General features: G+C 60.5%; 18 protein-coding genes and 2 tRNA genes. 7 read left to right on the top strand and 13 right to left on the bottom strand.

What is annotated here, in order from left to right; genetic code table 11:
* Window positions 1-176: 176 nt before the first annotated feature.
* Window positions 177-1,127 carry an ADP-ribosylglycohydrolase family protein gene (locus FY528_RS17380; protein WP_149072299.1) on the top strand — a complete coding sequence of 317 codons (951 nt, stop codon included), beginning with the start codon at window positions 177-179 and terminating at the stop codon, window positions 1,125-1,127.
* Window positions 1,128-1,130: 3 nt separating this feature from the next.
* Here the strand turns inward: FY528_RS17380 and FY528_RS17385 are convergent, their stop codons facing one another.
* The 12 genes from FY528_RS17385 to FY528_RS17440 form a co-directional block, all read right to left on the bottom strand.
* Complete coding sequence (locus FY528_RS17385; protein ID WP_149072300.1) at window positions 1,131-1,901, bottom strand: 3-keto-disaccharide hydrolase; 771 nt, start codon at window positions 1,899-1,901, stop codon at window positions 1,131-1,133.
* Between the two features lie 294 nt (window positions 1,902-2,195).
* Window positions 2,196-3,086: a hydroxypyruvate isomerase family protein gene (locus FY528_RS17390; RefSeq protein ID WP_149072301.1), complete on the bottom strand. Its 891-nt coding sequence runs from the start codon at window positions 3,084-3,086 to the stop codon at window positions 2,196-2,198.
* A 2-nt stretch (window positions 3,087-3,088) separates the two neighbouring features.
* On the bottom strand, window positions 3,089-4,345 hold the full coding sequence (locus FY528_RS17395) for a nucleoside permease (RefSeq protein ID WP_149072302.1): 1,257 nt from the start codon (window positions 4,343-4,345) through the stop codon (window positions 3,089-3,091).
* A gap of 233 nt (window positions 4,346-4,578) precedes the next feature.
* Window positions 4,579-5,049: a c-type cytochrome gene (locus FY528_RS17400; protein ID WP_149072303.1), complete on the bottom strand. Its 471-nt coding sequence runs from the start codon at window positions 5,047-5,049 to the stop codon at window positions 4,579-4,581.
* 15 nt (window positions 5,050-5,064) lie between these two features.
* Window positions 5,065-6,117: a sugar phosphate isomerase/epimerase family protein gene (locus FY528_RS17405; RefSeq protein WP_149072304.1), complete on the bottom strand. Its 1,053-nt coding sequence runs from the start codon at window positions 6,115-6,117 to the stop codon at window positions 5,065-5,067.
* A gap of 6 nt (window positions 6,118-6,123) precedes the next feature.
* Window positions 6,124-7,275 (bottom strand): Gfo/Idh/MocA family protein, encoded by a 1,152-nt coding sequence (locus FY528_RS17410; protein ID WP_222931833.1) that lies wholly within the window; start codon window positions 7,273-7,275, stop codon window positions 6,124-6,126.
* Window positions 7,276-7,468: 193 nt separating this feature from the next.
* Window positions 7,469-8,083, bottom strand: a complete 615-nt coding sequence (locus tag FY528_RS17415; protein ID WP_262384048.1) for a gluconate 2-dehydrogenase subunit 3 family protein — start codon at window positions 8,081-8,083, stop codon at window positions 7,469-7,471.
* Window positions 8,084-8,095: 12 nt separating this feature from the next.
* Window positions 8,096-9,772, bottom strand: a complete 1,677-nt coding sequence (locus tag FY528_RS17420; RefSeq protein WP_149072305.1) for a GMC oxidoreductase — start codon at window positions 9,770-9,772, stop codon at window positions 8,096-8,098.
* 179 nt (window positions 9,773-9,951) lie between these two features.
* Window positions 9,952-10,836 (bottom strand): sugar phosphate isomerase/epimerase family protein, encoded by an 885-nt coding sequence (locus FY528_RS17425; RefSeq protein ID WP_149072306.1) that lies wholly within the window; start codon window positions 10,834-10,836, stop codon window positions 9,952-9,954.
* A gap of 190 nt (window positions 10,837-11,026) precedes the next feature.
* Window positions 11,027-13,879 (bottom strand): substrate-binding domain-containing protein, encoded by a 2,853-nt coding sequence (locus FY528_RS17430; RefSeq protein WP_187632174.1) that lies wholly within the window; start codon window positions 13,877-13,879, stop codon window positions 11,027-11,029.
* A gap of 130 nt (window positions 13,880-14,009) precedes the next feature.
* Window positions 14,010-14,083: transfer RNA gene (locus tag FY528_RS17435), tRNA-Asp, on the bottom strand.
* An 812-nt stretch (window positions 14,084-14,895) separates the two neighbouring features.
* Window positions 14,896-16,254: a M64 family metallopeptidase gene (locus FY528_RS17440; RefSeq protein WP_187632175.1), complete on the bottom strand. Its 1,359-nt coding sequence runs from the start codon at window positions 16,252-16,254 to the stop codon at window positions 14,896-14,898.
* 574 nt (window positions 16,255-16,828) lie between these two features.
* Between FY528_RS17440 and FY528_RS17445 the strand changes: the two genes are divergently transcribed.
* Together FY528_RS17445 and FY528_RS17450 are read left to right on the top strand one after the other, a co-directional pair.
* Window positions 16,829-17,113: a transposase gene (locus FY528_RS17445; protein ID WP_149072309.1), complete on the top strand. Its 285-nt coding sequence runs from the start codon at window positions 16,829-16,831 to the stop codon at window positions 17,111-17,113.
* A gap of 224 nt (window positions 17,114-17,337) precedes the next feature.
* A complete protein-coding gene (locus FY528_RS17450) occupies window positions 17,338-18,024 on the top strand; it encodes an IS3 family transposase (RefSeq protein ID WP_262384050.1) in 687 nt (228 codons plus the stop codon).
* Window positions 18,025-18,194: 170 nt separating this feature from the next.
* On the opposite strand, the gene FY528_RS17455 is transcribed toward FY528_RS17450, so the two are convergent.
* Window positions 18,195-18,268: transfer RNA gene (locus FY528_RS17455), tRNA-Asp, on the bottom strand.
* Between the two features lie 255 nt (window positions 18,269-18,523).
* Between FY528_RS17455 and FY528_RS17460 the strand changes: the two genes are divergently transcribed.
* From FY528_RS17460 to FY528_RS17475, 4 genes are all read left to right on the top strand, one after another.
* A complete protein-coding gene (locus tag FY528_RS17460; RefSeq protein WP_149072311.1) occupies window positions 18,524-19,471 on the top strand; it encodes an acetyl-CoA carboxylase carboxyltransferase subunit alpha in 948 nt (315 codons plus the stop codon).
* A gap of 102 nt (window positions 19,472-19,573) precedes the next feature.
* On the top strand, window positions 19,574-20,422 hold the full coding sequence (locus FY528_RS17465; protein WP_149072312.1) for an MBL fold metallo-hydrolase: 849 nt from the start codon (window positions 19,574-19,576) through the stop codon (window positions 20,420-20,422).
* Window positions 20,423-20,683: 261 nt separating this feature from the next.
* The gene (locus tag FY528_RS17470) at window positions 20,684-21,454 is read left to right on the top strand and encodes a patatin-like phospholipase family protein (protein WP_149072313.1); all 771 of its coding nucleotides are present in this window, start codon (window positions 20,684-20,686) and stop codon (window positions 21,452-21,454) included.
* A gap of 76 nt (window positions 21,455-21,530) precedes the next feature.
* A complete protein-coding gene (locus FY528_RS17475; RefSeq protein WP_149072314.1) occupies window positions 21,531-22,100 on the top strand; it encodes a 1-acyl-sn-glycerol-3-phosphate acyltransferase in 570 nt (189 codons plus the stop codon).
* Window positions 22,101-22,278 lie beyond the last annotated feature (178 nt).

The raw sequence follows: 22,278 nt of genomic DNA on the forward strand, positions 1-22,278 counted from the left end.
GCATCTCTACCTCTGGCTAACTAATTACCACTGCAACGAAGTGGTAGAGATGCTTCGACTTCGCTCAGCATGACGTTCTGGATGGGAGTAGATACCGGCTGAATATCGGTTAGCCAAGAGAAAACAACATCTTTACGCCCTGCTAACTGCTACATCCTTCCCTGAAAATGGCTGACATGACAACTCTCGAAACTCAAATCCGTGCGGCGCTGCTGGGCCTGGCCGTGGGCGACGCCCTGGGCGTGCCCGTGGAATTCCAGAGCCGAGCTGCCCGCCGCCAGGACCCTGTGGTAGCCATGCGCGCCTACGGTACTCACAATCAGCCCGCGGGCACTTGGTCCGACGATGCCTCGCTCACGTTTTGTCTGGCGGAGGCCATTGCCGATGGCTACACGGTGGGCAAGCTGGCGGAAAACTGCTGCCGCTGGTACTACAAAAACCTGTGGACGCCCCACGGCTCCGTGTTCGATATTGGCATCACCACCCGCGAGGCCATCCAACGCCTGAAAGCCGATGATAAACTGATTCTGGCGGGGCGTACTGATGAATGGAGCAATGGCAACGGCTCGTTAATGCGCATTCTGCCCCTGGCTTTTCACCAGCCCTCGGCTTCGTTGGCCAGCCGGTTTCAGCTGATTTCGGAAGCCTCCGCCGTGACGCACGGCCACGTCCGCTCCTTCGTGGCTTGCTGGCTGTACCTGGGAATGGCGCGGCATCTGCTGGCTGGGCTGGCACCAGCAGCGGCGTACAACTTGCTGTGCCAGGAAGCCCCGGCTCAGCTGCTGACGTTGAATATTCCCGCCAAAGAGGCCGACCAGTTTGAGCGCATCCTCAGCGGCCGCCTGCCGGATGTAAACGTACTGTCCATCAACAGCTCCGGCTACGTGCTGCACACCCTGGAAGCCGCGCTCTGGTGCCTGCTCCGCTACGACACGTACGCCGAAACCGTGCTGGCTGCCGTCAACCTCGGCGATGATACCGACACGACCGGCGCCGTGACGGGCGGCTTGGCCGGGCTGTACTACAGGGAAGCGGCCATTCCACCGGAGTGGCTCCAGGTGCTGGCCCGCCGCGCCGATATCGAAGACCTGGCCCGCCGTATGGCCCGGGCCGTCACCACGGAGTAAGCATTATTTCAGCTCCTGCACCCAGATGTTGCGGAAGGAGATGGGCGCACTTGGGTCGCCGTGGGCCTGGAGCTTGATGGGCGCGGCGCCGTGGGGCTCGTACTGGGGCGGACCGATGTAGCGCGTAGGGCCCGCCAGGGCCACGTTTTTCTGCACCGCTACGCCGTTGAACTTCACCGTTACGCGGGCCGGCGTAAGCACGGTGCCGTCGGGCTTGAAGGTGGGGGCCAGCCACAGCACGTCGTACGACTGCCACTCGCCGGGCTTGCGGCCGGGGTTGGCCAGCGGAATGCGCTGCTTGTAGATGCTGCCGGCCATGCCGTTCACGTAGGTCGGGTTCTGGTGGGGGTCAAGAATCTGCAGCTCGTAGCCCAGGTCGCCTTTGCCCAGGGAAGCCAGAAACACGCCGCTGTTGCCGCGCACCTGGCCTTCGCCGGTAATGCCGGCCGGCACGCGCCACTCCAGGTGCAGGCGGTAGCTGCCGAAGGTGCGCTGGGTTTCGATGTTGCCTTTCGACTTGTCCACGGTCAGCACCCCATCGGCCACCGTCCACTGCGCGGGCTGGGTACGGTCATCCGCCGACACCCACTCGCTCAGGCTTTTGCCATCGAACAGCACAAGGGCGCCGGCCGGGGGCGGGGTGGTTTTCAGCTTGCCGCGCACGGTTTTCGGGACCGGCTTCCACACTTCGGTGTCCTCCGGCTTGCCGGTTTGCTGGGCGTGGACCGTCATGGATAAGCCGAGGAGGGCAGCAGTCAGGAATAGGAATTTCATGGGAGTTGAAAGCAAGAACGGTGTAGATACGCAAGCTCTGGTGCTTTGTCGTTGTTAAACTGATACCATGTAGAATAAGTAAGAGAGCCGGGTCCAGAATCGTCAGTAATAACTAGAACGTCCTGCTGAGCTTGCCGAAGCATCTCTACCGCTGCTTCGTTCGAATACTGCCACAACGAAGCGGTAGAGATGCTTCGGCAAGCTCAGCATGACGCGCAATATGGTTTTGAACAGTCACAACCTCAGCAACGAGGAGGCGCGAATTGATGCGTCTCTTACGCCATTTGCTAGTGTTCAAACGTCGCAGAGCTGCACGGCTTGGCGCAGGGAAGCCAGCTTGTCGGGCTGTGTGGGAATGAACTCCTGGGCCACGTAGCCTTTGAAGCCAGTGGCTTGGATGGCGCGCATGATGGCGGGGTAGTTCAGCTCCTGGGCATCGTTCAGCTCGTGGCGACCAGGCACGCCGGCCGTGTGGTAGTGGGCAATGTAGGGGTGAAACTCGGTAAGGGTGCGGATGACGTCACCCTCGTTGATTTGCATGTGGTAGATGTCGTAGAGCAGCTTGAAGTGCTCGGAGCCCAGCCGCTTGGCCAGCTCCACGCCCCAGGCAGTCCGGTCGCACTGGTAGTCCGGGTGGTCGATTTTGCTGTTGAGTAGCTCCATCACCAGTACCACGTTGTGCTGCTCGGCCAGCTTCAGCAGCGGCTTCAGGCCAGCCACGCAGTTTGCCCATCCCTGCTCGTCGGTCTTGCCCCGGCGGCTGCCGCTAAAGCAGATCAGGTTGCGGTAGCCGGCCTTGGCTACCTGCGGAATCAGCTCAGTGTACTGCTTCTGCAGGCGGGCGTGAAACTGCGGGTCGTTGAAGCCATCGGTGAGGTTGATTTCCGCCCCGTTGCACATGGACGAGTCCAGCCCATACTTTTTCAGCGTGGGCCAGTCCTGCGGCCCAACCAGATCAATGCCCCGGAGGCCCATTTCCCTGGCGGCGGCGCAGAGCTGCTCCAGGGGCAGGTCGGCGAAGCACCAGCGGCACACCGAGTGGCGGATATTTCCCTTGAGGGTAGTGGGCATGGTGGTCCGTTTATCGTCGGGGACGCAGGCCCCGGCCAGGCCGAGGGTACCCACGGCGGCGGTGCTGGTGAGCAGACCCTTAAGAGCTGCGCGGCGGTTCCAGGTGGCAGCCATACCTAGCTGGCGTTGGCCAAACGGGCAGTGCCATCAACGCCCGTTGCTTCAGTAGGAGCGGGAGTGGCGTTGCGCTCCTTGAACAGGAGCAGGAACAGCACCAGCACCGTGGCGGCAATACCGGCCGGGATCAGCCAGATCATGCGCCAGTCGTGCGTGCCGGCCGAGAGCTGGTAGCTGTCGAAGATGCGGCCCGAGAGCAGCGTGCCAATCAGCATGCCCACGCCGTAGGTAGCCAGCGTGATGAAGCCCTGAGCCGAGCTTTTGAACTGCTCGCCGGCCAGGTTATCGGTGTAGATCTGGCCCGTCACGAAGAAGAAGTCGTAGCAGATGCCGTGAAGCACGATGCCCGCAATCAGCAGCCAGTAGCCGCTTTCCCCGTTGCCGTAGGCGAAGCACACGTAGCGCAACACCCAGGCCGCCATACCAATAGCCAGCATCTTCTTCACGCCCAGCTTGCTGAAGAACAGCGGAATGGCCAGCATAAACAGCAGCTCCGACACCTGCCCGAGGCTCTGTACCCCGGCGGCGGCTTTCATGCCCACCTCGTTCAGGAAGGGGTTAGTGAAGCCATAGTAGAAGGCCAGCGGAATGCAGATGGCAATGGAGGCCAGGAAAAACGTGAGGTAGGAGCGGTTTTTCAGCATGCCAATGGCGTCGAGCCCCAGCAAGCTGCCCACGGAGCTAGACTGCCCTTTCTTCACCGGCGGGGTCGCCGGCAGCGTGAAGCTGAATATGCCCAGCAGGGCCGAGGCTCCGGCCGCCATCAGGAAGGTAGATAGGAGGCTGTTGCTTTGCTCCCAGTTCAGCCAGCCGATGGTGAGGCCGGCCACAATCCAGCCCAGCGTGCCCAGCACCCGAATAGGAGCAAATTCCTTCTGCGGGTTCTGCATCTGCCGGAAGGCAATGGAGTTCACCAGGGCCAGCGTGGGCATGTATAAAATCATGTAGGTGAGGATACTCGGGTAGAAGCTGCTGAAGTCCGGGGCCTGGGAGGCGCGCCACAACAGCAAAGCCCCGGCCAGGTGCAGCACGCCCAGGATTTTCTGGGCCGAGAAAAACCGGTCGGCAATGAGCCCCACGATGAACGGGGCCACAATGGCCCCGATGGACTGGGTGAGAAACGCCACGCCCACCTGCGTGCCTGAGGCCCCCAGGTTGCGCAGCAAATACGTGCCCAGCGTGACAAACCACGCGCCCCAGATGAAGAACTCCAGGAACATCATGAGGGACAGTTTTACCCGGATTGTAGAAGTCATGAGCAAGTGGGAATTGGAGGTTGGGAGTGGGGTCGTATTAAGTAGAACGTCAATTCGATAGACCGTCATTCCGAGCGAAGCCGAGGAATCTCGCGTGCTGACGTTGCCAAACTATATGTCATGCCGAGCGGAGTCGAAGCATCTCTACCGCTTCGTAGAGCGACTCCAACGAAGCGGTAGAAATGCTTCGACTCCGCTCAACATGACGTGCTGGGTTCGTGCTGATGCAGTTCTTACTTCAGACTCAGAATATAGCGGGTCATTTCCTCGGCATCTTTCTGGGAAAGGCCGGGGTGGGGCGTCATGGCAACGTCCCCCCAGTTGCCGCTGCCGCCGGTTATGATCTTCTTGGCCAGCATGCTCACGTTGGCCTCCGTGGCGGGGTATTTCGCGGCTACATCTTTGTAGGCCGGACCTAGCAGCTTCTCGGCTTCGCGGTGGCAGCTGGCGCAGTCGGCCGATTGGATGAGCTTGGCCCCACCGGCCACGGCGCCACCCGTAGGCGCCGTCCCGATTTTAGTAGCGTTGGTGTCTACCTGGGGCTGGCGGGCCACGGCGCTGATGTTGGCACCGGTGGTGCTGTCCTGGGCCGGCACGGTTTCATCGGCCAAGGTGTAGGATTCCTTGGCGGCAGGCTTGTCGGATTCGGAACTACACGAAGCCAGGCTGGCGCAGAGCGTTAAGAGCAGAAACGCGTTTCTCATGGTGAGTCGGTGAGGTTAAAGGCCGAGGAGGCTGTTGTTTCGGGCCGCGTCGATGCCGGAGGCGGCAAAGTCGTCGAAGGCCTTATCGGTGACGCGGATGATGTGGTTTTGAATGAAAGGCGCGCCTTCGCGGGCTCCGTCTTCGGGGTGCTTGAGGGCGCATTCCCACTCCAGCACGGCCCAGCCGGGGTAGTCGTACTGGGTGAGCTTGCTGAAAATAGCGTTGAAATCTACCTGCCCGTCGCCGAGGGAGCGGAAGCGGCCGGCGCGGTCAGTCCAGCTTTGGTAGCCCCCATACACGCCCTGGCGGCCGGTGGGGTTGAACTCCGCATCCTTCACGTGGAAGGCCCGGATTCGCTCGTGGTAGATGTCGATGTACTCCAGGTAGTCCAGGCACTGCAGCACGAAGTGGGAGGGGTCGTAGAGCAGGCAGGCGCGCGGGTGGTGGTCTACTTTCGCCAGAAATTGTTCGTAGCTCACGCCGTCGTGCAGGTCCTCGCCAGCATGAATTTCATAGCACACATCCACGCCGCACTCATCAAACACGTCCAGAATGGGCCGCCAGCGGCGCGCCAGCTCCGTAAAGCCCGTTTCCACGAGGCCGGCCGGGCGCTGGGGCCACGGGTACACGTAGGGCCAGAGCAGCGCCCCGCTGAACGTGGCGTGGGCCGTAAGCCCCAGCCGTTGCGAAGCCTGCGCGGCGTACTTGAGCTGCTGCACGGCCCACTGCTGCCGGGCGGCCGGGTTACCGCGCACCGTCTCGGGCGCAAAGCCGTCGAACAGCTGGTCGTACACGGGATTTACCGCCACCAGCTGGCCCTGCAGGTGGGTGGATAGCTCGGTGATTTCCAGGCCGGCGGCCTGCACCGTGCCGCGCAGCTCGTCGGCGTAGGTCTGGCTTTCGGCGGCCAGCTTCAGGTCGATAAAGCGGCTGTCCAGCGTGGGCAGCTGCACACCTTTATAACCCAGACCGGCCGCCCACTCACAAATATTAGCCAAGCTGTTGAAAGGGGCCTGGTCGCCGATGAACTGGGCCAGAAAAATGCCGGGTCCTTTGATGGTTCTCATGGGCGACTACACGGTAAACTCGGTCCACTTCTGCGCGGAGCGGCCCGAGGCAATGACGTTTTCAATAAAGGCCATGCCCCGCATCCCATCCTCAATACCCGGGTAATCCTGGGCTTCGGGTGAAGCGGGTTGGCCGGTTTGCTCGGCCAGCAGGGTCAGGGCGAAGTTGCGGTAGAGGTTGGCAAAGGCTTCGAGGTAGCCCTCGGGGTGACCGGCCGGAATGCGGCTGTTGTGGCGGGCGGCGGCGCTCAGGTAGCCCGCGCCCGTGCGCCGGATTTCAGTGGGCCGGTCCAGCCACTTCACCAACAGCGTGTTGGCGTCGGCCTGCTGCCAGTCGAGGCCGCCTTTTTCCCCGTAGATGCGCAGGCGCACGTTGTTTTCCTCGCCGGCCGCCACCTGGGTAGCTACCAATACGCCGCTGGCCCCGCCGGTCAACCGGAGGAGCACGGCCCCGTCGTCATCGAGCTGGCGACCGGGCACTACGGTGTTGATGTCGGCGCAGAGCTGGGTCGTCTGCAGGCCGCTCACATACTCCAGGAGGTTGAAGGCGTGCGTGCCAATGTCTCCCATGGAACCGGCTACGCCGCTGCGGGCGGGGTCGGTGCGCCAGGCGGCTTGCTTGTTGCTGCCGCCTTCCTCGAAGTTACTTAGCCAGCCCTGGGGGTACTCCACGTACACTTTGCGGATGGCGCCCAACTCCCCAGAAGCCACCAGCTGGCGGGCTTCCTTGAGCATGGGGTAGCCCGTGTAGGTGTGCGTGAGGCAGAGCCGGCGGCCGGTGGCTGCAACCACCGACCGTAACTCCTTAGCCTCCGCCAGGGAAAACGTCATCGGCTTGTCCAGTACCACGTCGAACCCGCTTTCCAACGCCAGCTTGGCCGGCGCAAAGTGCAGGTGATTGGGCGTGACGATGCTGATGACCTGCACCCGCCCGTTGGCCGGGCGCTGGGCTTCCTGGGCAATCAGCTCCTGGTAAGAGCCGTAGACGCGGTCCGGAGCCAGTCCCAGCTCCTGCCCGGTAGCCCGGGAGGTATCAGGGTTGCTGCTGAAGGCACCGGCCGTAAGCTCATACAGGCCATCCAGCGCAGCGGCCATGCGGTGTACCGCCCCGATAAACGCGCCCTGCCCCCCGCCAATCATGCCCAGTCGTAGTTTCATTCGGTTGTGTGTTGAATTAAGAGGACGTCATGCTGAGGCTGTAAGCCGCAGCATTTTGCGTGCTGACGTTGCCAAAGTAACTGTCATGCTGAGCGAAGCCGAAGCATCTCTCCCTCTGGCTAATTAATACCATTGCAACGAAGCGGTAGAGATGCTTCGACAAGCTCAGCATGACGGTCTGATTCCTAAAAAATCAGGTCGTAGCCCAGGCTTTGTCGCCCTTTTTGTAGGGCACGCAGCCGTCGTACTTGCCGGGGACGGGCAGGTAGCGGAGGGCTTTGGTGGCGCCTACTTCGGAGGTGAAGTAACCGAGCAGCGTCAGCTCCTTGATCATGCGGAAGTAGTGGTTGGGCGCTTCCGGCTTTTTGGTTTTGATGTAGTTTTTCTGCTCGGCATCCAGGGCCGTGAGCAGGGCCGTACGCTGGGCTGCATCCAAAGCCAGGAAGCCCTTGCTGTACTTCTGCTTGGCGGCGTCTTCGAGCTTGGTTAGGCCTTGTTTGAACACCTGCTGGTCGTCGGGCCGGTAACAGTCGCGCACCATCACGGCCATAAAGCCCCCCACGTCGGCGGCCTTAGCCCCGGGTGATTTGGTGGGCGGCAGAATGGTGTCACCCACTTCGTTCAGGTAGGCTACCTGCTCGGCGTTGAGCACGGCCGGCAGCTCTTTGGGCGCGGCCGTTGGGGGTGTTTTTGCTGTGGTTTTTTCCTCGCTGGGAGAGGAGCAGCTGCTCAGGAAATAGTCGCCCCCGATAACGGCTCCGCCCATCAGCAGAGCTACGCGGGCCAGGGCATCACGTCGGTTCATCATGGTCGGTAGGGGTTAGAGGTTTTGTTTTTTCAGCTCACCTACAGCGTGGTCCACGGCGCGGGCCGTGAGGGCCAGGTAGGTGAGGGAAGGATTCTGACAAGCCGAGGACGTCATGCAGGCGCCGTCGGTAACGTAAACGTTGGGGGCATCCCACACCTGATTGTGAGCATTCAGCACCGAGGTTTTCGGGTCGCGGCCCATGCGGGCAGTGCCCATTTCGTGGATGCCGCCGCCCATGTTGTAGCCGTTGTTGTAGGTGCGCACGTTTTTCAGGCCCGCTTTCTCCAGCATTTCCTGGCCGTCCTGCATCATGTCGATGCGCATTTTCTGCTCGTTTTCCCGGATAGTCGCGTCGATGGCCAGCACGGGCAGGCCCCACTTGTCCTTCTTGGTTTTGTCGAGGAAGGCGCGGTTGTCGTGGTAGGGCAGGGTTTCGCCGAAAGCGCCCAGGCCCATCGTCCACTGCCCGGGCTCCGACAGCGCATCCTTGAAGTCACCGCCGATGCTCATTTCGGCAATGTCGCGGCTCCAGCCTTCCCGGCCGGCGCCGCCCTGGTAGCCGAAGCCCCGGATATAGTCGCGCTTATCGCCGAACAGATTGCGGAAGCGCGGTACGTAAATGCCGTTGGCGCGGCGGCCATACACGTATTTATCCTCGTAGCCGGGCATCTCCCCGTAGGCACCAGCTCGGAAGTGGTGGTCCATCAGGTTGTGGCCCAGTTCCCCGCTGCTGCTGCCCAGGCCCTCGGGCCACACGTCGGTGGCCGAGTTCATCAGCACCCAGGCCGAGTTCAGCGTGGAGGCGTTGAGGAACACGATTTTGGCGTAGTACTCGTAGGTCTGGTTGGTTTCCGCGTCCAGCACTTCTACGCCCTTAGCCCGCTTGGTGTCCTTATCGTAGAGGATTTTGGTGACGATGGAAAACGGCCGCAGCGTAAGATTACCCGTAGCCATAGCCGCCGGCAACGTGGCCGACTGCGTGCTGAAGTAAGCCCCGAACGGACAGCCCAGCCAGCACTTGTTGCGGTACTGGCAGTTCACGCGGTTGTGGTGGGGCTTGGTGATGTTGGCCGTGCGCCCAATCACCATGTGGCGGTCCTTGTAGTGCTTGCGGATGCGCGCGGCCACGTCCTTTTCCACGCAGTTCATTTCCATGGGCGGCATAAAGTCGCCGTCGGGGAGCTGGGGGAGGCCGTCCCGGTTGCCGCTGATGCCCGCAAATTTCTCGGCGTGGCTATACCAGGGCGCTATGTCCTTGTAGCGAATAGGCCAGTCCACGGCAATGCCGTCCTTGGCGTTGGCCTCAAAATCGTACTCGCTCCAGCGGTAGCTTTGCCGGCCCCACATCAGGGAGCGGCCGCCCACCTGGTAGCCCCGGAACCAGTCGAAGGGCTTCACCTCCACGTAGGGACTTTCCTTTTCCTTTACCCAGAAATCGAGGTTGCTTTCGTTGAGGGTATAGTCCCGGCTCAGCACCGGGTAGTCCTTCACCATCTGCTCGGTTTTGCCGCCGCGGTGGGCAAACTCCCAGGGGTTTTTGTTGGCATTCACGTAGTCCTTGATGTGCTCTACGTTGCGGCCCCGCTCCAGCATAATGGTTTTCAGGCCTTTCTCGGTCAGCTCCTTGGCAGCCATGCCGCCCGAAATGCCGGACCCGATGACGATGGCGTCATAGGTGTTCTTTTCCATAAGAAATAGGTGGGAATGGTAGTTGTGGGGTTGCTGGTTGTCAGCTATATATCAGCCCGTCATGCTTAATCTGGCGTCCGCTTGTCGAAGCATCTCTACTGACTCTCCTGCATCATTCAACGAAGCGGTAGAGATGCTTCGACAAGCTCAGCATGACGGGCTTTCTTGTCAGCCAAAACCTATATCAGGTTGCGCTTGATGTGCGTGATGCTCTGCTGAATGCTGTCGAAGGGCGAGCCGGTCGTTTGGTCCTGCTCCACGAAGAAGTGCTTGAGGCCCGCCAGCTTGGCCTGGGCGAAGATGCGCTTGAAGTCGATGCTGCCGTTGCCGACTTCGGTGAAGTTCTGCTGAGGCGTCTTGTCCATGTCCTTCACGTGCCAGAGCGGGAAGCGGCCGGGGTTCTGCTTGAACAGCTCCACCGGGTCGTGGCCGGCCTTGGTAGCCCAGTAGAGGTCGAGTTCCATCTGCACCAGGTTCTTGTCGGTTTCCTTAAGCAGCACGTCGTAGGGCAGCTGGCCGTTCTGGGCCGCAAACTCGAAGTCGTGGTTATGGTAAGCCATCTGGATGCCGGCCTTCTTGCACCGTTCCCCGGCCTTGTTCAGGCGCTCGGCCAGCAGCTTGTAGTGTTCGAGGTTGCCGCGCTCCGACTCGGTCAGCCAGGCGCACACCATGTACTTGATGCCCACCCGCGCGGCATCGTCCACGGCCTTGTCCCAGCCGTGCAGGATGGTGCCCTGGGTGGGCTGGCCGTTGTTTTCCTGCTCCCCCAGGAGGTAGTGGCTGCTGGGCATCTTCAGGCCATTTTGCTTCAGCACCTTGGCAAAAGCGGCTGGGTCCATGCCGTAGAATTTCTGGTTGCCGGTGTAGGTGGCGCCTTCCATACAGGTGTAGCCGAGCTTGGCTACGCGGGCCAGCGTGGCGGCCGGGTCCTGCTGCATGGCGTCGCGCACGGTGTACAGCTGCAGGCCGATGCCTTTTTGGGAAGAAGCCAGCAGCTCCGGGCTGAGCAGGACGCCCGCCGAGAGCAGCGCGGCGGACTTAACGAATGTGCGGCGGGAATTCATGCGGCAGATTTAAGGAAGAGTAGAAGCCAAAGCTCCATTTCTCCGCTTCTGCGCTTATGCAGCAATTACCCCGCACGTGTGCATACTCAACAATGAGGGTGAAATAGTTATTAGTCAGCGAATTAAATTTATCGTATTGCTTGGAAATAGCCTTGTTCTATCAGTTTTTGAACGCTTGACGCACAATTCTTCAAGCAGAATCAGCCAACCGGCGCGCCCGGAACTCGGAGGGCGACACCTGGTAGCGGGCCTTGAAGCTGTTAGAGAAATAAGAGTGCGAGGTATAGCCCACTTCGTAAGCCACGGCCGTAATCGTGAGCTTATCGTCGAGCAGCAGCTCGCGGGCTTTGCGTAGGCGCACGAGCTGAATGTAGTCGGTTACGCTGGTGCCCAATACAGCTTTTACTTTGCGGTAGAGCTGGGTGCGCGAGAAGCCCAGGGCCTGGGCCAGTTCCTCCACGGTCAGGTCAGTGCGGGTCAGGTCGGCTTCTATCCGGGCCGTCAGCGCCTGCAGGAAGGCCTGGTCGGGGTCGGGCGCAGGAGCGGCCGAATTGGGTGCCGCCTGGCCTGCGGCGCCCAGCTGCCGACGGGTGTGCTCATGCTGGCGGGCGCGGTTGGCCAGCAGGGTATGAATGCTTTCGAGCAGGAAGGTGGGGTTGAAGGGTTTGGTCAGGTACACGTCGGCCCCGGCCTGCACGCCTTCCACCTGCTGCTCGGGCGCGGTACGAGCGGTGAGCAGAATAACGGGTACGTGCGAGGTTCGCCAGTCGGCCCGCAGCTGTGCCACTACCTCCAGCCCGCTCAGGCCGGGCATCATCACGTCGCACACAATCAGGTCGGGAATTAGCTCCTGGGCCAGCTGCAGGCCGGTAGTACCATCGGCCGCCGTTTGCACGCGGAAGTAAGACTGTAGCTTGCGGGCTACAAACTCGTTCACGTCGGCATTGTCCTCAATCACCAGCACCAGCGGCTCCTGCCCGGCCACTGCCTGCGCATCCAGGGCCTCGACGGGGAAAGCCTGCGGCTCGTCCAGCGTTAGCGTTTCGGGCGGGGCGGCCGTGGTACGCAGGGCCGCCGGCAGCTCGCGCGGGAGCGTGACAATGAACGTGCTGCCCTGGCCCACCTGGCTACTGAATGTAAGGTTGCCCTGGTGCAGTCGCACCAGGCCCTGGGCCAAGGCCAGCCCCATGCCCGAGCCTTTGGCCGTAGCCGGCTGCTCGCCCTGGTAAAACCACTCGAAGATGTGCGGGCTATCCTGGGGCCGGATGCCACGCCCGGTGTCGGCTACTTCCACTTGGAGCGAACTGCCGTCATCGGCGGGCCGCACGCGCACCGTAATCTGGCCGCCGGCGGGCGTGTATTTCAGGGCATTGGAAAGCAGGTTGAAAAAGACCTTGTCCAGCACGTTGCGGTCGAGCCAGCTTGGCAGCCGCGCCTCGGCTGGTTGAAACCGGAGGGACACCTGCTGCACCCGGGCCGCCGGCTCAAAGGTTTCTACCAGCTCCCGCACGAAGGCTACCAGGTCGTCTTCCCGCGCCTGTACGGCCATTTTGCCCACTTCAATCTTCCGAAAATCAAGCAGTTGGTTAACCAACTGTAGCAGGCGCTGGGTGTTGCGGCGCACCAAGCCTAGGTCGTGGCGGTGGGAGGGTAGTAGCGCGGTGCTATGGGAGCCGGTTAGCATTTCCTCTACCGGGCCCATAATAAGGGTGAGCGGGGTGCGCAGCTCGTGGGAAAAGTTGGTGAAGAAGCGCAGCTTGGCCTCGGTTTCCACCCGCGCCTGCTCGGCCAGTTCCGCAATCTGGTTGCGCTGGGCCCGGATTTCCTCGTTCTGGGTGCTGAGCTGGCGGTTGATGACGTCGTTGGCCTCATTCTGCCGCACCAGCTCTTGGTTAATGACGTCGTTGGCTTCGTTCTGCCGGGCCAGCTCTTGGTTGATGCGCCGGTTGATGCGGGCGGCCCGCCAGGCACTGGCCCCCAGCACCACGGCCGCCAGCAGCGTGGCCAGTAGCCCATACAGCACTGTGCGCTGGCTGGCGTAGGTGGCCTGCAAGGTGCGCAGCAGCTGCTGTTGCTGCTCAATGCCGGCCTGCTGACTGGCCACTTTGGTGGCTTGCTGCTGCAAGGTCAGCACGTTCACCGAGTCGATAACGATAGTGCCCAGGATGTTTTCCCGCTCGTAGGCCTGGTGGTAGAGAATCTTCAGGGCCACCCGAATGGCTTCCTCCCCGCCGGGCGAAAAAAAGAGCGAAGCCGTAGCGCGGCCCTGCTGTACCATCTCCATTCCGTTGTCTGGTCCCGGCAGGCCATCTACCCCAATAATGCGGATATCCTTCCGGCCCAGCCGCTGGCATACCTCGTAGGCGCCCTGGGCCATCAGGTCGCTGTGCGCGAAAATCAGGTTGGTTTCGGGGTGGGCCTGCAGGAGCTTGGTCAGGGGCGGCTGCAGGGCGGTAGCACCCCAGTCGCCCACTACTTCGCCCACCACGCGCATGTCTGGGTATGCCCGCAGGGCCTGAGTGAAGCCCTCATGCCGCTGCACCGAAACGGAGGAGGCAGCGCCGACAACTTCCACAATCCGGCCTCGTTGCCGCAGCCGGAGGGCGGCGTAGCGGGCGGCAGCGGCCCCCACGCCGGTGTTGTCGCCACCTACGTAGGCTGCGTAGTGGGGAGAGGTGGTGCGGCGGTCCAGCAAAATCACGGGCACCCCGCGCCGGTAAGCTTCCTCAATGGCCGTCGACAGGGCGTGTTCCTCGTTAGGTGCCACAATAAGCACATCGGCGCCGGCATCCAGCAAATCATGAATCTGCTGCTGCTGCTGGCGGCTGTTGCCCTGCGCGTCGCGCGTCAGAAACTGAATATCCGGGTGAAAGGTCAGTTCCCGCTGCATGCCGGCCAGCATGGCCTGGCGCCAGTCGCCGGCACTTATGCTTTGCGAAAACGCGATGCGGTAGGTGGGCGACGAAGCCGGAGCGCAGGCGGCCAATGACCCCAGCAGGCTCACCAGCATCAGGAGACGACGTAAGCGGCTGGGGTGAAACAAGTGGATAGCGGTTGATACCAATAGCCGGGCTGTACCTGCCGGCAACCTTCTCACCAAAGATAGGGAAAAGGTGAAGGGCCAAGCTGCAAAATGAAAAAGCCCCAGCATCCGGGGATACTGGGGCTTTTAGCGGTCCGGACGGGACTCGAACCCGCGACCTCCGCCGTGACAGGGCGGCATTCTAACCGACTGAACTACCGAACCAGGGTAGACCGCACTGCGAAAAGCCAGCTGCTTTCCGGTGAAGTGGTGCAAAGGTAGGAGGAGTTTTTGATTTCCAAACACTGAAAAGCGTCCTGGCTGCGTAAAAACCCCGATTTTCAAGCTAGCCGCTTGGTTTCAAAGTGAATAGCACTGAAATTATTTTTCTCAACTGCTCACCGTATGGTCGTTGGGTAAAAACCGTTGCAGGTGCGGCATCAGGTAGCAGGCGGTGAAAAGCAAAAGGCCCTGCATCAGTGGATGCAGGGCCTTTGTGGTTCGGACGGGAATTTCATAACAGTATGATTGTCAGTATTAAAAATAGAATAGTGTGGCAGATTTGAGTTTAAGGGCGTGTTACTGAGCCAAGCAATGCACAGCACTCGGTGTTGGTCTACCCGCCTTTCGGTGTAGTTGCAGAGGGTGTTATGGGGCCATTGCCGCCACAACTGGCGTTCAACCTCACTTTTTTGCTTAGCCCCAACTGGTGCCGAGATGCGGCAATAGTGCTGCATTTGTTTCTGGTCTGAGTTTATGTGACCAGATTGTGACACCAGGCTCATCGAAGGGGAGGAAGCGGCTCGCACTACCCTCCCTGCTCGCGCAAAGCGGTTTATTGAACTACCTGCTCCTGTGAGCTTTTCTTCGACGTGGTGCATAACAGAGGCAAAAGTGCCTTCTGTCGCGCTATATAGGTGTAGCGTAAATGCTGCTAATGGAAAATAGGTATTGCGTCAATAGAGCATAAAGCGGTTTTATTGAAAAAAGAGTGCTATTTGAATCACCGTTTTCGTAAACAGAAATTTGCTTGATAGTTATTTTTGCAGGATAAGCCGCTTGGTAATGCTCGTTGATCCTACCTGCAACCGGTACAGGTAAAGCCCCGCCGGTAAGTTTGGGGCTTGCCATTTTACTTCTTGACGGCCGCTGTCAAAGGTACCGGCCACGACGGTGGCTACTTCCCGCCCGACCAGATCATGGACGGTCAGCCGCACAGCAGCGGGTTTTATTAGATTAAACGTAAAGCTGGTATTCGCATACACCGGGTTCGGGTAGTTCTGCGCCAAGGATACCTTGTCTGTGGCTAGTTCTGCCCGAGAGGAAAGCGGCTGCGACACCGTCACGCGCCAGGTGCGGGTTTTGGTGAGGTCTGGCAAGATGATAGGGGAGCGTACAAAGGGCGTTTCATCTTTTACCCGTAGCTCCACGGTGTGTTCCCCAACCCCAAGCGCAGCAGCGGATACGGTCAATTCTTTGTCCCCGGTATTCACCAGGGTACCGTCTACGAACCATTCTACTTTCAAGCCATGCGCCGGCTGGGGCGCGTCCAGGCTAAACGGCAAACTGCTCGAAAGGGGCATAGTCACGACAGCGGAGGCGGGCAAAAACTTCCTGAGTCTGGTCATGCGGTTGGACCACCGCTCATCCTGGTAAATGTAGCTGATGATGTGCTCCCGGCACACAGCGCAGAACGCATACTCCGAGGCCAGCATCTTGCACTGCTGCTGGGGCCGGTACCAGCCCTTTTCTTGAATAGCTCCCTCGAACAGGCCAACCACGTTGCTGTACTGAGCTGTGGCGGGCGTGGGCAACGGGGTGGTAGGGTCTATCCAATGCCGCCACTTTACTTCGTCCCGGCTGGTTTTGGCCGTGATGTTGGGGGCTTCAAACGCCGAGCGGTTTTGCAGGTACTCATCTGCGAGATTGGCAAACTGGTGCCCCAACTCATGCACCACGGGTAAGAAGTCATTGGTGCCGCGGGCTGTAACCTCACTAGTGCCGCCACTGGTGTCATCGTTGACCAGCATCATCCACAGCGGGTCCAGATAACCCATTTTCTCGTACAATTCCCATTTGAAGTCGCTCCAGACAACGTTTCCCTGTTCATTGGCCCGTGGACAAATACCACAGCTGCTGTAGGCCGTGTTGAAGTAGGAGTCTCTAACGATGCCGAAAGCGGGATTATCTGCGCCAGATTCCTTGGAGGCCACAGCAACGGTAAGCACGTTGAAGTAGCTTTTGTATTCCTTGAAAGGCGACGCCGCAAAGATCTTTTCCGCCACGCGTTTGCAGTCCTCCCGGAAAACCGGGATTTCCTCGGCCCTATATCCCTCCGCTACCAGAATGATGTTCATCCGTCGGTCCAGCGGGCCGTTAAGCAACAGCGTGTCCATGGTATAGGGCGATTGCGCACAGGCAACGTTGGCCCAGAAGAGAAAGAGGAGTAATACCCCCCAGCGCATTCCTATAGCGGCTTGTGGGCATGACCGTAAGCAGGAGCGTATACGTTGGAAGGTGCCTGATGAGGCAGCAGGCTGCTGGTGAGGGACGGACGGGAACATTAGCGTAGAATATGCGTGCTGTAAGGCGGAAGAGGTGAAAGCGCGTGGGTGAGCCGCAGGTAAGAGCTATCAGGCTTTCAAGTATGACAACCAAACCAAGCAAAGCGTTGCCCACGTGTCTGCCCAGTGCTTGATACACCGCTTAGCTAAGCACAAATATCGCCCTACTCAAAGGGCTTCAGGGAGGGAGTAACATGATTATGTGAGGGTGAAAAAGTAAAAGGGCTTAAAGCCTCACGCAACATCTTTCCGCCACGCCGAGTCAGCGACAAGCATTTTTTCTCGTTTTGTTATTCGGACGGTATTGCGCGTTGGGCGCTTCCTGCCAGAACCCGACAACGTGGCGGCCAACCACTGAGGTGGTCTAGCGAGGCCGGACGGAATTAGGACGTATTTTCCTACCGTCATGGCAACAACTCTGCAAGTAAGCAAGCCGAATAAACGGCGCAAGTACGACGACGCGTTTAAGGCCGAGGCCCTGCGCCTGGCCCAGGAAAGCCGCTCGACTCGCGCGGCGGCGCGGCAATTGGGCATCAGTGAGAAGCTGCTCTACCGCTGGCAACAGCAACAAGCCGCTGCCGAACTGGGCAGTGACGAGCTGGCCCGCGACCCGGAAGTGCGCGCCCTGCGCGCCGAACTGCAGCGCGAGCGGGACATCTTAAAAAAAGCCTTGGCCAGTTGCCTGCTGTAGGCGCAGGCTCAGTCGCGAAACGCCGTGAGTCGCTACCGCTTCATTGATCGGCACCGCGCCCGGGTGCCGGTGCAGGAGCTGTGCGCCGTGCTGCAGGTGGCCGCCAGCAGCTATTATGCCTGGCGCCAGCGGCGTGAGCAGCCGGCCCCAGCCTGGGAGCAGACCGTGGTGCGGGCCTTCGCGCACCATGGACGACGCTACGGCACGCGCCGTCTGCGGGCCGTCTGCGGGCCGAAGTGCAGGCGCAAGGCCACCGCGTGGGGCGCTGGCGCATTCGGCGCGTGCTGGCCACCCATGGCTTGCGTGCCCAGCAGCCGCGCTGCTTTGTGCCGCGCACCACCGACTCGGCCCATGGCCGGCGCGTGGCCCCAAACCGGCTGCTGGGCCAGCCATGCCCTACCGTCCCCAACCAAGTCTGGGTAGGCGACATTACGTGCCTGCCCAAACAGGTCGGTGGCTGGCTCTACCTGGCCAGCTGGCAGGACGCCTGCTCGCGCAAGGTCGTCGGGTGGGACGTGCGCGAGTCCATGCCCGAAGACCTGGTCAGCGAAGCCCTGCGCCGGGCCCTGGCCGTGCGCCAGCCCGCGCCCGGGCTGATCGTGCATTCCGACCAAGGCAGCCAGTACACGGCCACGCGCTTCGGCGAGCTACTCGCCCGACACGGCGCCGAGCCCAGCATGAGCCGGCGCGGCAACTGCTACGACAACGCCCAGGCCGAATCCTTTTGGAGCCGGCTCAAGACCGAACTGCTCGACGGCGGCAGTTTTCCCGGCTTGGAAGAGGCACGCCTCGAACTCAGCCACTACATTGCCTACTACAACGACGAGCGGCGCCACTCCGCTCTCGGCTACTGCTCACCCAACCACTTCAAAACTCTTCTTCAAACAACGTCCGAAAAGTCTTCGGCTTAGCTGGACCACCTCAAAACTCCGTATCAGCCGGCACCAGGGCCGACTGCTTCCATAGTTGGTCAAACATGGGCACAAGAAAGGGCATGTTCAGGAAAATGGTTTTTTAAGCTTCACCAGCCTCAATTACCCCAAAAGCAAAAGGCCCTGCATCACCTGATGCAGGGCCTTTGCGGTCCGGACGGGACTCGAACCCGCGACCTCCGCCGTGACAGGGCGGCATTCTAACCGACTGAACTACCGAACCAAGGTAGACTTGCACTACAAAAAGCCAGCTGCTTTCCGGTGAAGTGGTGCAAAAGTAGAAGACCAGCTTGGACTAAGCAACTGTTAAGCCCAAAAAACCGCAAAATACTTTCCGCCCATTATGGTAGCACCTGTTTATCAGGAAGAAAAATTTCTCTGAAAAACGAGGGTGGTGGGCCGTGCGCGGTAAGCGCGGCTTCACTTACCTTTGCTTTCTTCTCTCACCCCGCAACTTCTTTCGCATCCTGCCGTGGCAATGCTCCTCGATTTTGAACAACCAATTGCCGCTCTCGAAGGCAAGCTCCGTGAAATGCAACAACTGGCCCTCGATAGCCAGGTGGACGTCTCGGAAGCCGTAGCGGCCCTCGAAGCCAAAATCAAAGCCCTCAAGAAGGAAACTTACCAGAACCTCACCCGCTGGCAGCGCGTGCAACTCTCGCGCCACCCCGACCGGCCCTACACCCTGGACTACGTAGAGGGTATGACCGACAAGTTCGTGGAGCTGCACGGCGACCGGACCGTGGCCGACGACAAGGCCATGGTGGGCGGGTTCGCCGAAATCGGGGGGCGCTCCGTGATGATTATCGGGCAGCAGAAAGGGCGCAACACCAAGCAGCGGCAGTTTCGCAACTTCGGCATGCCCAACCCCGAGGGCTACCGCAAGGCCCTGCGTCTGATGAAGCTGGCCGAGAAATTCGGTAAGCCCATTATCACCCTTATTGATACGCCCGGCGCCTTTCCGGGCCTGGAGGCCGAGGAGCGGGGGCAGGGCGAGGCCATTGCCCGCAACCTGAAGGAAATGTTTCTGCTGAAGGTGCCGGTTATCTGCATCATCATCGGCGAAGGCGCTTCGGGTGGGGCCCTGGGCATTGCCATCGGCGACCGGGTGCTGATGCTGGAAAACACGTGGTACTCGGTGATTTCGCCGGAGTCGTGCAGCAGCATCCTGTGGCGCAGCTGGGACTACAAGGAGCAGGCGGCCGAAGCCCTCAAGCTCACGGCCAACGACATGCTCAAAGCTGGCCTCGTGGATGGCATCGTGAAGGAACCCCTCGGCGGCGCCCACACTGACACCGCCGCGATGATCAAAACGCTCAAGAAAACCATCCTCAAAACCCTCGACGAGCTGGAGGCCGTGCCCGCCGAAGAGCGCATGAGCCAGCGCATCGACAAGTTCTCGGCCATGGGCGTAGTGGTAGGATAGGTTTTTAGCTGTTAGCTATCAGCCTATAGCTATTAGCTTGGTGCATAGTCAACAGCATAACGTAGGTAAGAAAGCCAACAGCTAATAGCCAATAGCTAAAAAATGCACATTCATACCCTCGACACCGGACTGTTTAAGCTGGATGGCGGCGCCATGTTTGGCGTAGTGCCCAAAAGCATGTGGCAGAAGCTGAACCCTGCCGATGCCAATAACATGTGCACCTGGGCCATGCGCTGTCTGCTGATTGAAGATGCGGGCCGGCTGGTGCTGGTCGATAATGGCATCGGCGACAAGCAGGACGAGAAATTTCGGGGGCATTTCTACCTCCACGGCGACGACACGCTGGAAAAGTCCCTGCGTAAGCTCGGCTTCACGTCCTCGGATATCACCGACGTCTTCCTGACTCACCTGCACTTCGACCATTGCGGGGGCTCGGTGGTGCGACAGGCTGATGGCAAGCTGGAGCTGGCTTTTCCCAATGCTACGTACTGGAGCAATCAGGCGCACTGGGACTGGGCCGTGACGCCCAACCCGCGCGAAAAGGCCAGCTTTCTGCGCGAAAACATCCTGCCCATTCAGGAAAGCGGCCACCTGCGCTTTGTCGATGCGGCTGCCGGGGTGCCGGCGGAACTTTCCATGTTCCGGGAAATTATTTTCGCCGACGGCCACACCGAGAAGATGATGGTGCCGGTGCTGGAGTATAAAGGCCGCACGCTGGCGTTTATGGCCGATCTGCTGCCCAGCACGGGCCACATTCCGCTGCCCTACGTGATGAGCTACGACATGCGCCCCCTACAAACCCTGGCCGAAAAGGAGCAGGTACTGCGCCGCGCCGCCGACGAAAACTGGGTGCTGCTGCTGGAGCACGACCCCGCTGCCGCCTGCTGCACTGTGCAGCACACCGAAAAAGGTGTGCGCCTGGCCGAAACGTTTACCCTGTCGGAGCTGTAGAATGTGCTAATGTGTTTCTAATGTGCTAATGGGGTGCTGTCATTGCGAGGCGGAGCCGAAGCAATCCGTCCTGAGCAACGCCAGACATGCCATTCTGCCACAATGCCCCTGGCGTCGGCTCTGCCAGCAAGGACTTGCCCCATCTCAGGGCTTTCTACATGCTCAAAACAGACTGCTTCGCGCTGCTGACAAGCACATCAGCACATCAGCACATTCCCCACATTAGCACATTAGAAACACATTAGCACATTAACCAACCCTATGCTAGGTCTGGCACTTTCCGGCGGCGGCGCCCGGGGTATTGCGCATCTGGGCGTGCTGGCCGCGCTGGATGAGCTGCAACTACCTATCGGGGCACTGGCGGGGGTATCGTCGGGGGGCATTGCGGCGGTGTTTTACGCGGCCGGGGTTCCGCCACGGGACGTTCTACGGCTGCTGGAAGAAGTCAACCTCACCCGCCTCACCCGCATTGCCCTGAGCCGCTACGGCCTGCTGCACATGGCCGCCGTGGGCACGCTGTTTGAGCGGCACCTGGGCGCCGGGGCCACCTTCGAGCAGCTGCGTCTGCCCGTCACGCTGGTGGCCACCGATCTGCTGGAAGGTACGTCGGTGTGGTTCGACCAAGGACCGTTGGTGCCGCCGCTGATGGCCTCGTCGGCGGTGCCCATCCTGTACCGGCCGGTAGAGTACCAGGGCCGGCAGCTGGTAGATGGGGGCCTGCTCAACAACCTGCCCGTGGAGCCGTTGCTGGCCCGGCCCGAGTTGCGCGTAGTGGGCGTGCACTGCAACCCGCCCAATCGCGCGGCCCAGGTGACGTCCCTGCCCAGCCTGATTGAGCGCACCCTGAACCTGGCCATCGGCGGCAATACCGTGCTCAGCAAGCGGCAGTGCCAGCTCCTGCTGGAGCCCCCGGCGCTGGCGCAGTTTCGGGCCATGAGCTACCGGCGGGCCCCCGAGCTGTTCGACATTGGGTACCGCTACACGCTGAGCCAGGCCCCGGCGCTCCGGCAGTTGTTGCGGGAGGAGGCCTGATTGGGCGCTTCCGGTACAATTTCTCTAGCTTTGATTCGCCGTAGCTCTTCCTCCTGGCTACCGGCTCATTTTCGGCATGGCGCGTAAGACTTCCACTTTCTGGTATCTGTTTTCGAAATTCTGGTTCTGGATAACCGGCTGGCATTTGGGCTCCCATGTGCCGCCCGGCATCAAGAAAAGCATGATGATTGCCGCACCGCACACCAGCAACTGGGACTTTATGTTTGCCCGCGCCGCGTTCTTTCTAATGGACGTGGACGTGAAGCTCACCATCAAGAAGGAGTGGACCACCATCCCGGTGCTGGGGGCGCTGGTGCGCAGCCTGGGCGGCCTGGCCGTCGACCGGAGCAAGAACAACAGCCTCGTGGATGGCATGGTGCAGCTCTTCAATGAGCGCGACGAGCTGGTAATTCTCATCACCCCCGAAGGCACCCGCAGCTACCAGCCCAAGTGGCGTAAGGGCTTCTACCACGCGGCCATGGGCGCGGGGGTGCCCATCCTGCTCGGCTACCTCGACTATGGCAAGAAAGAAGCTGGCGTAGGCCCCGCCTTCTGGCCCACCGGCGACTATGAGAAAGACTTGGAGGAAATCAAAGCCTTCTACCGCACCAAGCAAGGCCGCTTCCCGGAGAAAGGAGTACGCTAGAACGTTTTCTTGAAGCTTTCAAAGCCGTCCTGCTGAGCGGAGTCGAAGCATCTCTACCGCTTCGTTGAACGATGCATATGAAGCGGTAGAGATGCTTCGACTCCGCTCAGCAGGACGCTGTTTTTCTTAAAAATATAGCGCGCAACTCCGCAAGAATCGGGTTGAGGGCTCAGGCCAA

Origin of the sequence: Hymenobacter lutimineralis (genome assembly GCF_008271285.1) — a bacterium.
Taxonomy (GTDB): Bacteria; Bacteroidota; Bacteroidia; order Cytophagales; family Hymenobacteraceae; genus Hymenobacter; species Hymenobacter lutimineralis.

Excerpts from the sequence above, each read along its gene's own strand:
- FY528_RS17380 (WP_149072299.1), top strand. The coding sequence starts at position 177 with ATGACAACTCTCGAAACTCAAATCCGTGCGGCGCTGCTGGGCCTGGCC.
- FY528_RS17385 (WP_149072300.1), bottom strand. The coding sequence starts at position 1,901 with ATGAAATTCCTATTCCTGACTGCTGCCCTCCTCGGCTTATCCATGACG.
- FY528_RS17390 (WP_149072301.1), bottom strand. The coding sequence starts at position 3,086 with ATGGCTGCCACCTGGAACCGCCGCGCAGCTCTTAAGGGTCTGCTCACC.
- FY528_RS17395 (WP_149072302.1), bottom strand. The coding sequence starts at position 4,345 with ATGACTTCTACAATCCGGGTAAAACTGTCCCTCATGATGTTCCTGGAG.
- FY528_RS17400 (WP_149072303.1), bottom strand. The coding sequence starts at position 5,049 with ATGAGAAACGCGTTTCTGCTCTTAACGCTCTGCGCCAGCCTGGCTTCG.
- FY528_RS17405 (WP_149072304.1), bottom strand. The coding sequence starts at position 6,117 with ATGAGAACCATCAAAGGACCCGGCATTTTTCTGGCCCAGTTCATCGGC.
- FY528_RS17410 (WP_222931833.1), bottom strand. The coding sequence starts at position 7,275 with ATGAAACTACGACTGGGCATGATTGGCGGGGGGCAGGGCGCGTTTATC.
- FY528_RS17415 (WP_262384048.1), bottom strand. The coding sequence starts at position 8,083 with ATGATGAACCGACGTGATGCCCTGGCCCGCGTAGCTCTGCTGATGGGC.
- FY528_RS17420 (WP_149072305.1), bottom strand. The coding sequence starts at position 9,772 with ATGGAAAAGAACACCTATGACGCCATCGTCATCGGGTCCGGCATTTCG.
- FY528_RS17425 (WP_149072306.1), bottom strand. The coding sequence starts at position 10,836 with ATGAATTCCCGCCGCACATTCGTTAAGTCCGCCGCGCTGCTCTCGGCG.
- FY528_RS17440 (WP_187632175.1), bottom strand. The coding sequence starts at position 16,254 with ATGGACACGCTGTTGCTTAACGGCCCGCTGGACCGACGGATGAACATC.
- FY528_RS17445 (WP_149072309.1), top strand. The coding sequence starts at position 16,829 with ATGGCAACAACTCTGCAAGTAAGCAAGCCGAATAAACGGCGCAAGTAC.
- FY528_RS17460 (WP_149072311.1), top strand. The coding sequence starts at position 18,524 with ATGCTCCTCGATTTTGAACAACCAATTGCCGCTCTCGAAGGCAAGCTC.
- FY528_RS17465 (WP_149072312.1), top strand. The coding sequence starts at position 19,574 with ATGCACATTCATACCCTCGACACCGGACTGTTTAAGCTGGATGGCGGC.
- FY528_RS17470 (WP_149072313.1), top strand. The coding sequence starts at position 20,684 with ATGCTAGGTCTGGCACTTTCCGGCGGCGGCGCCCGGGGTATTGCGCAT.
- FY528_RS17475 (WP_149072314.1), top strand. The coding sequence starts at position 21,531 with ATGGCGCGTAAGACTTCCACTTTCTGGTATCTGTTTTCGAAATTCTGG.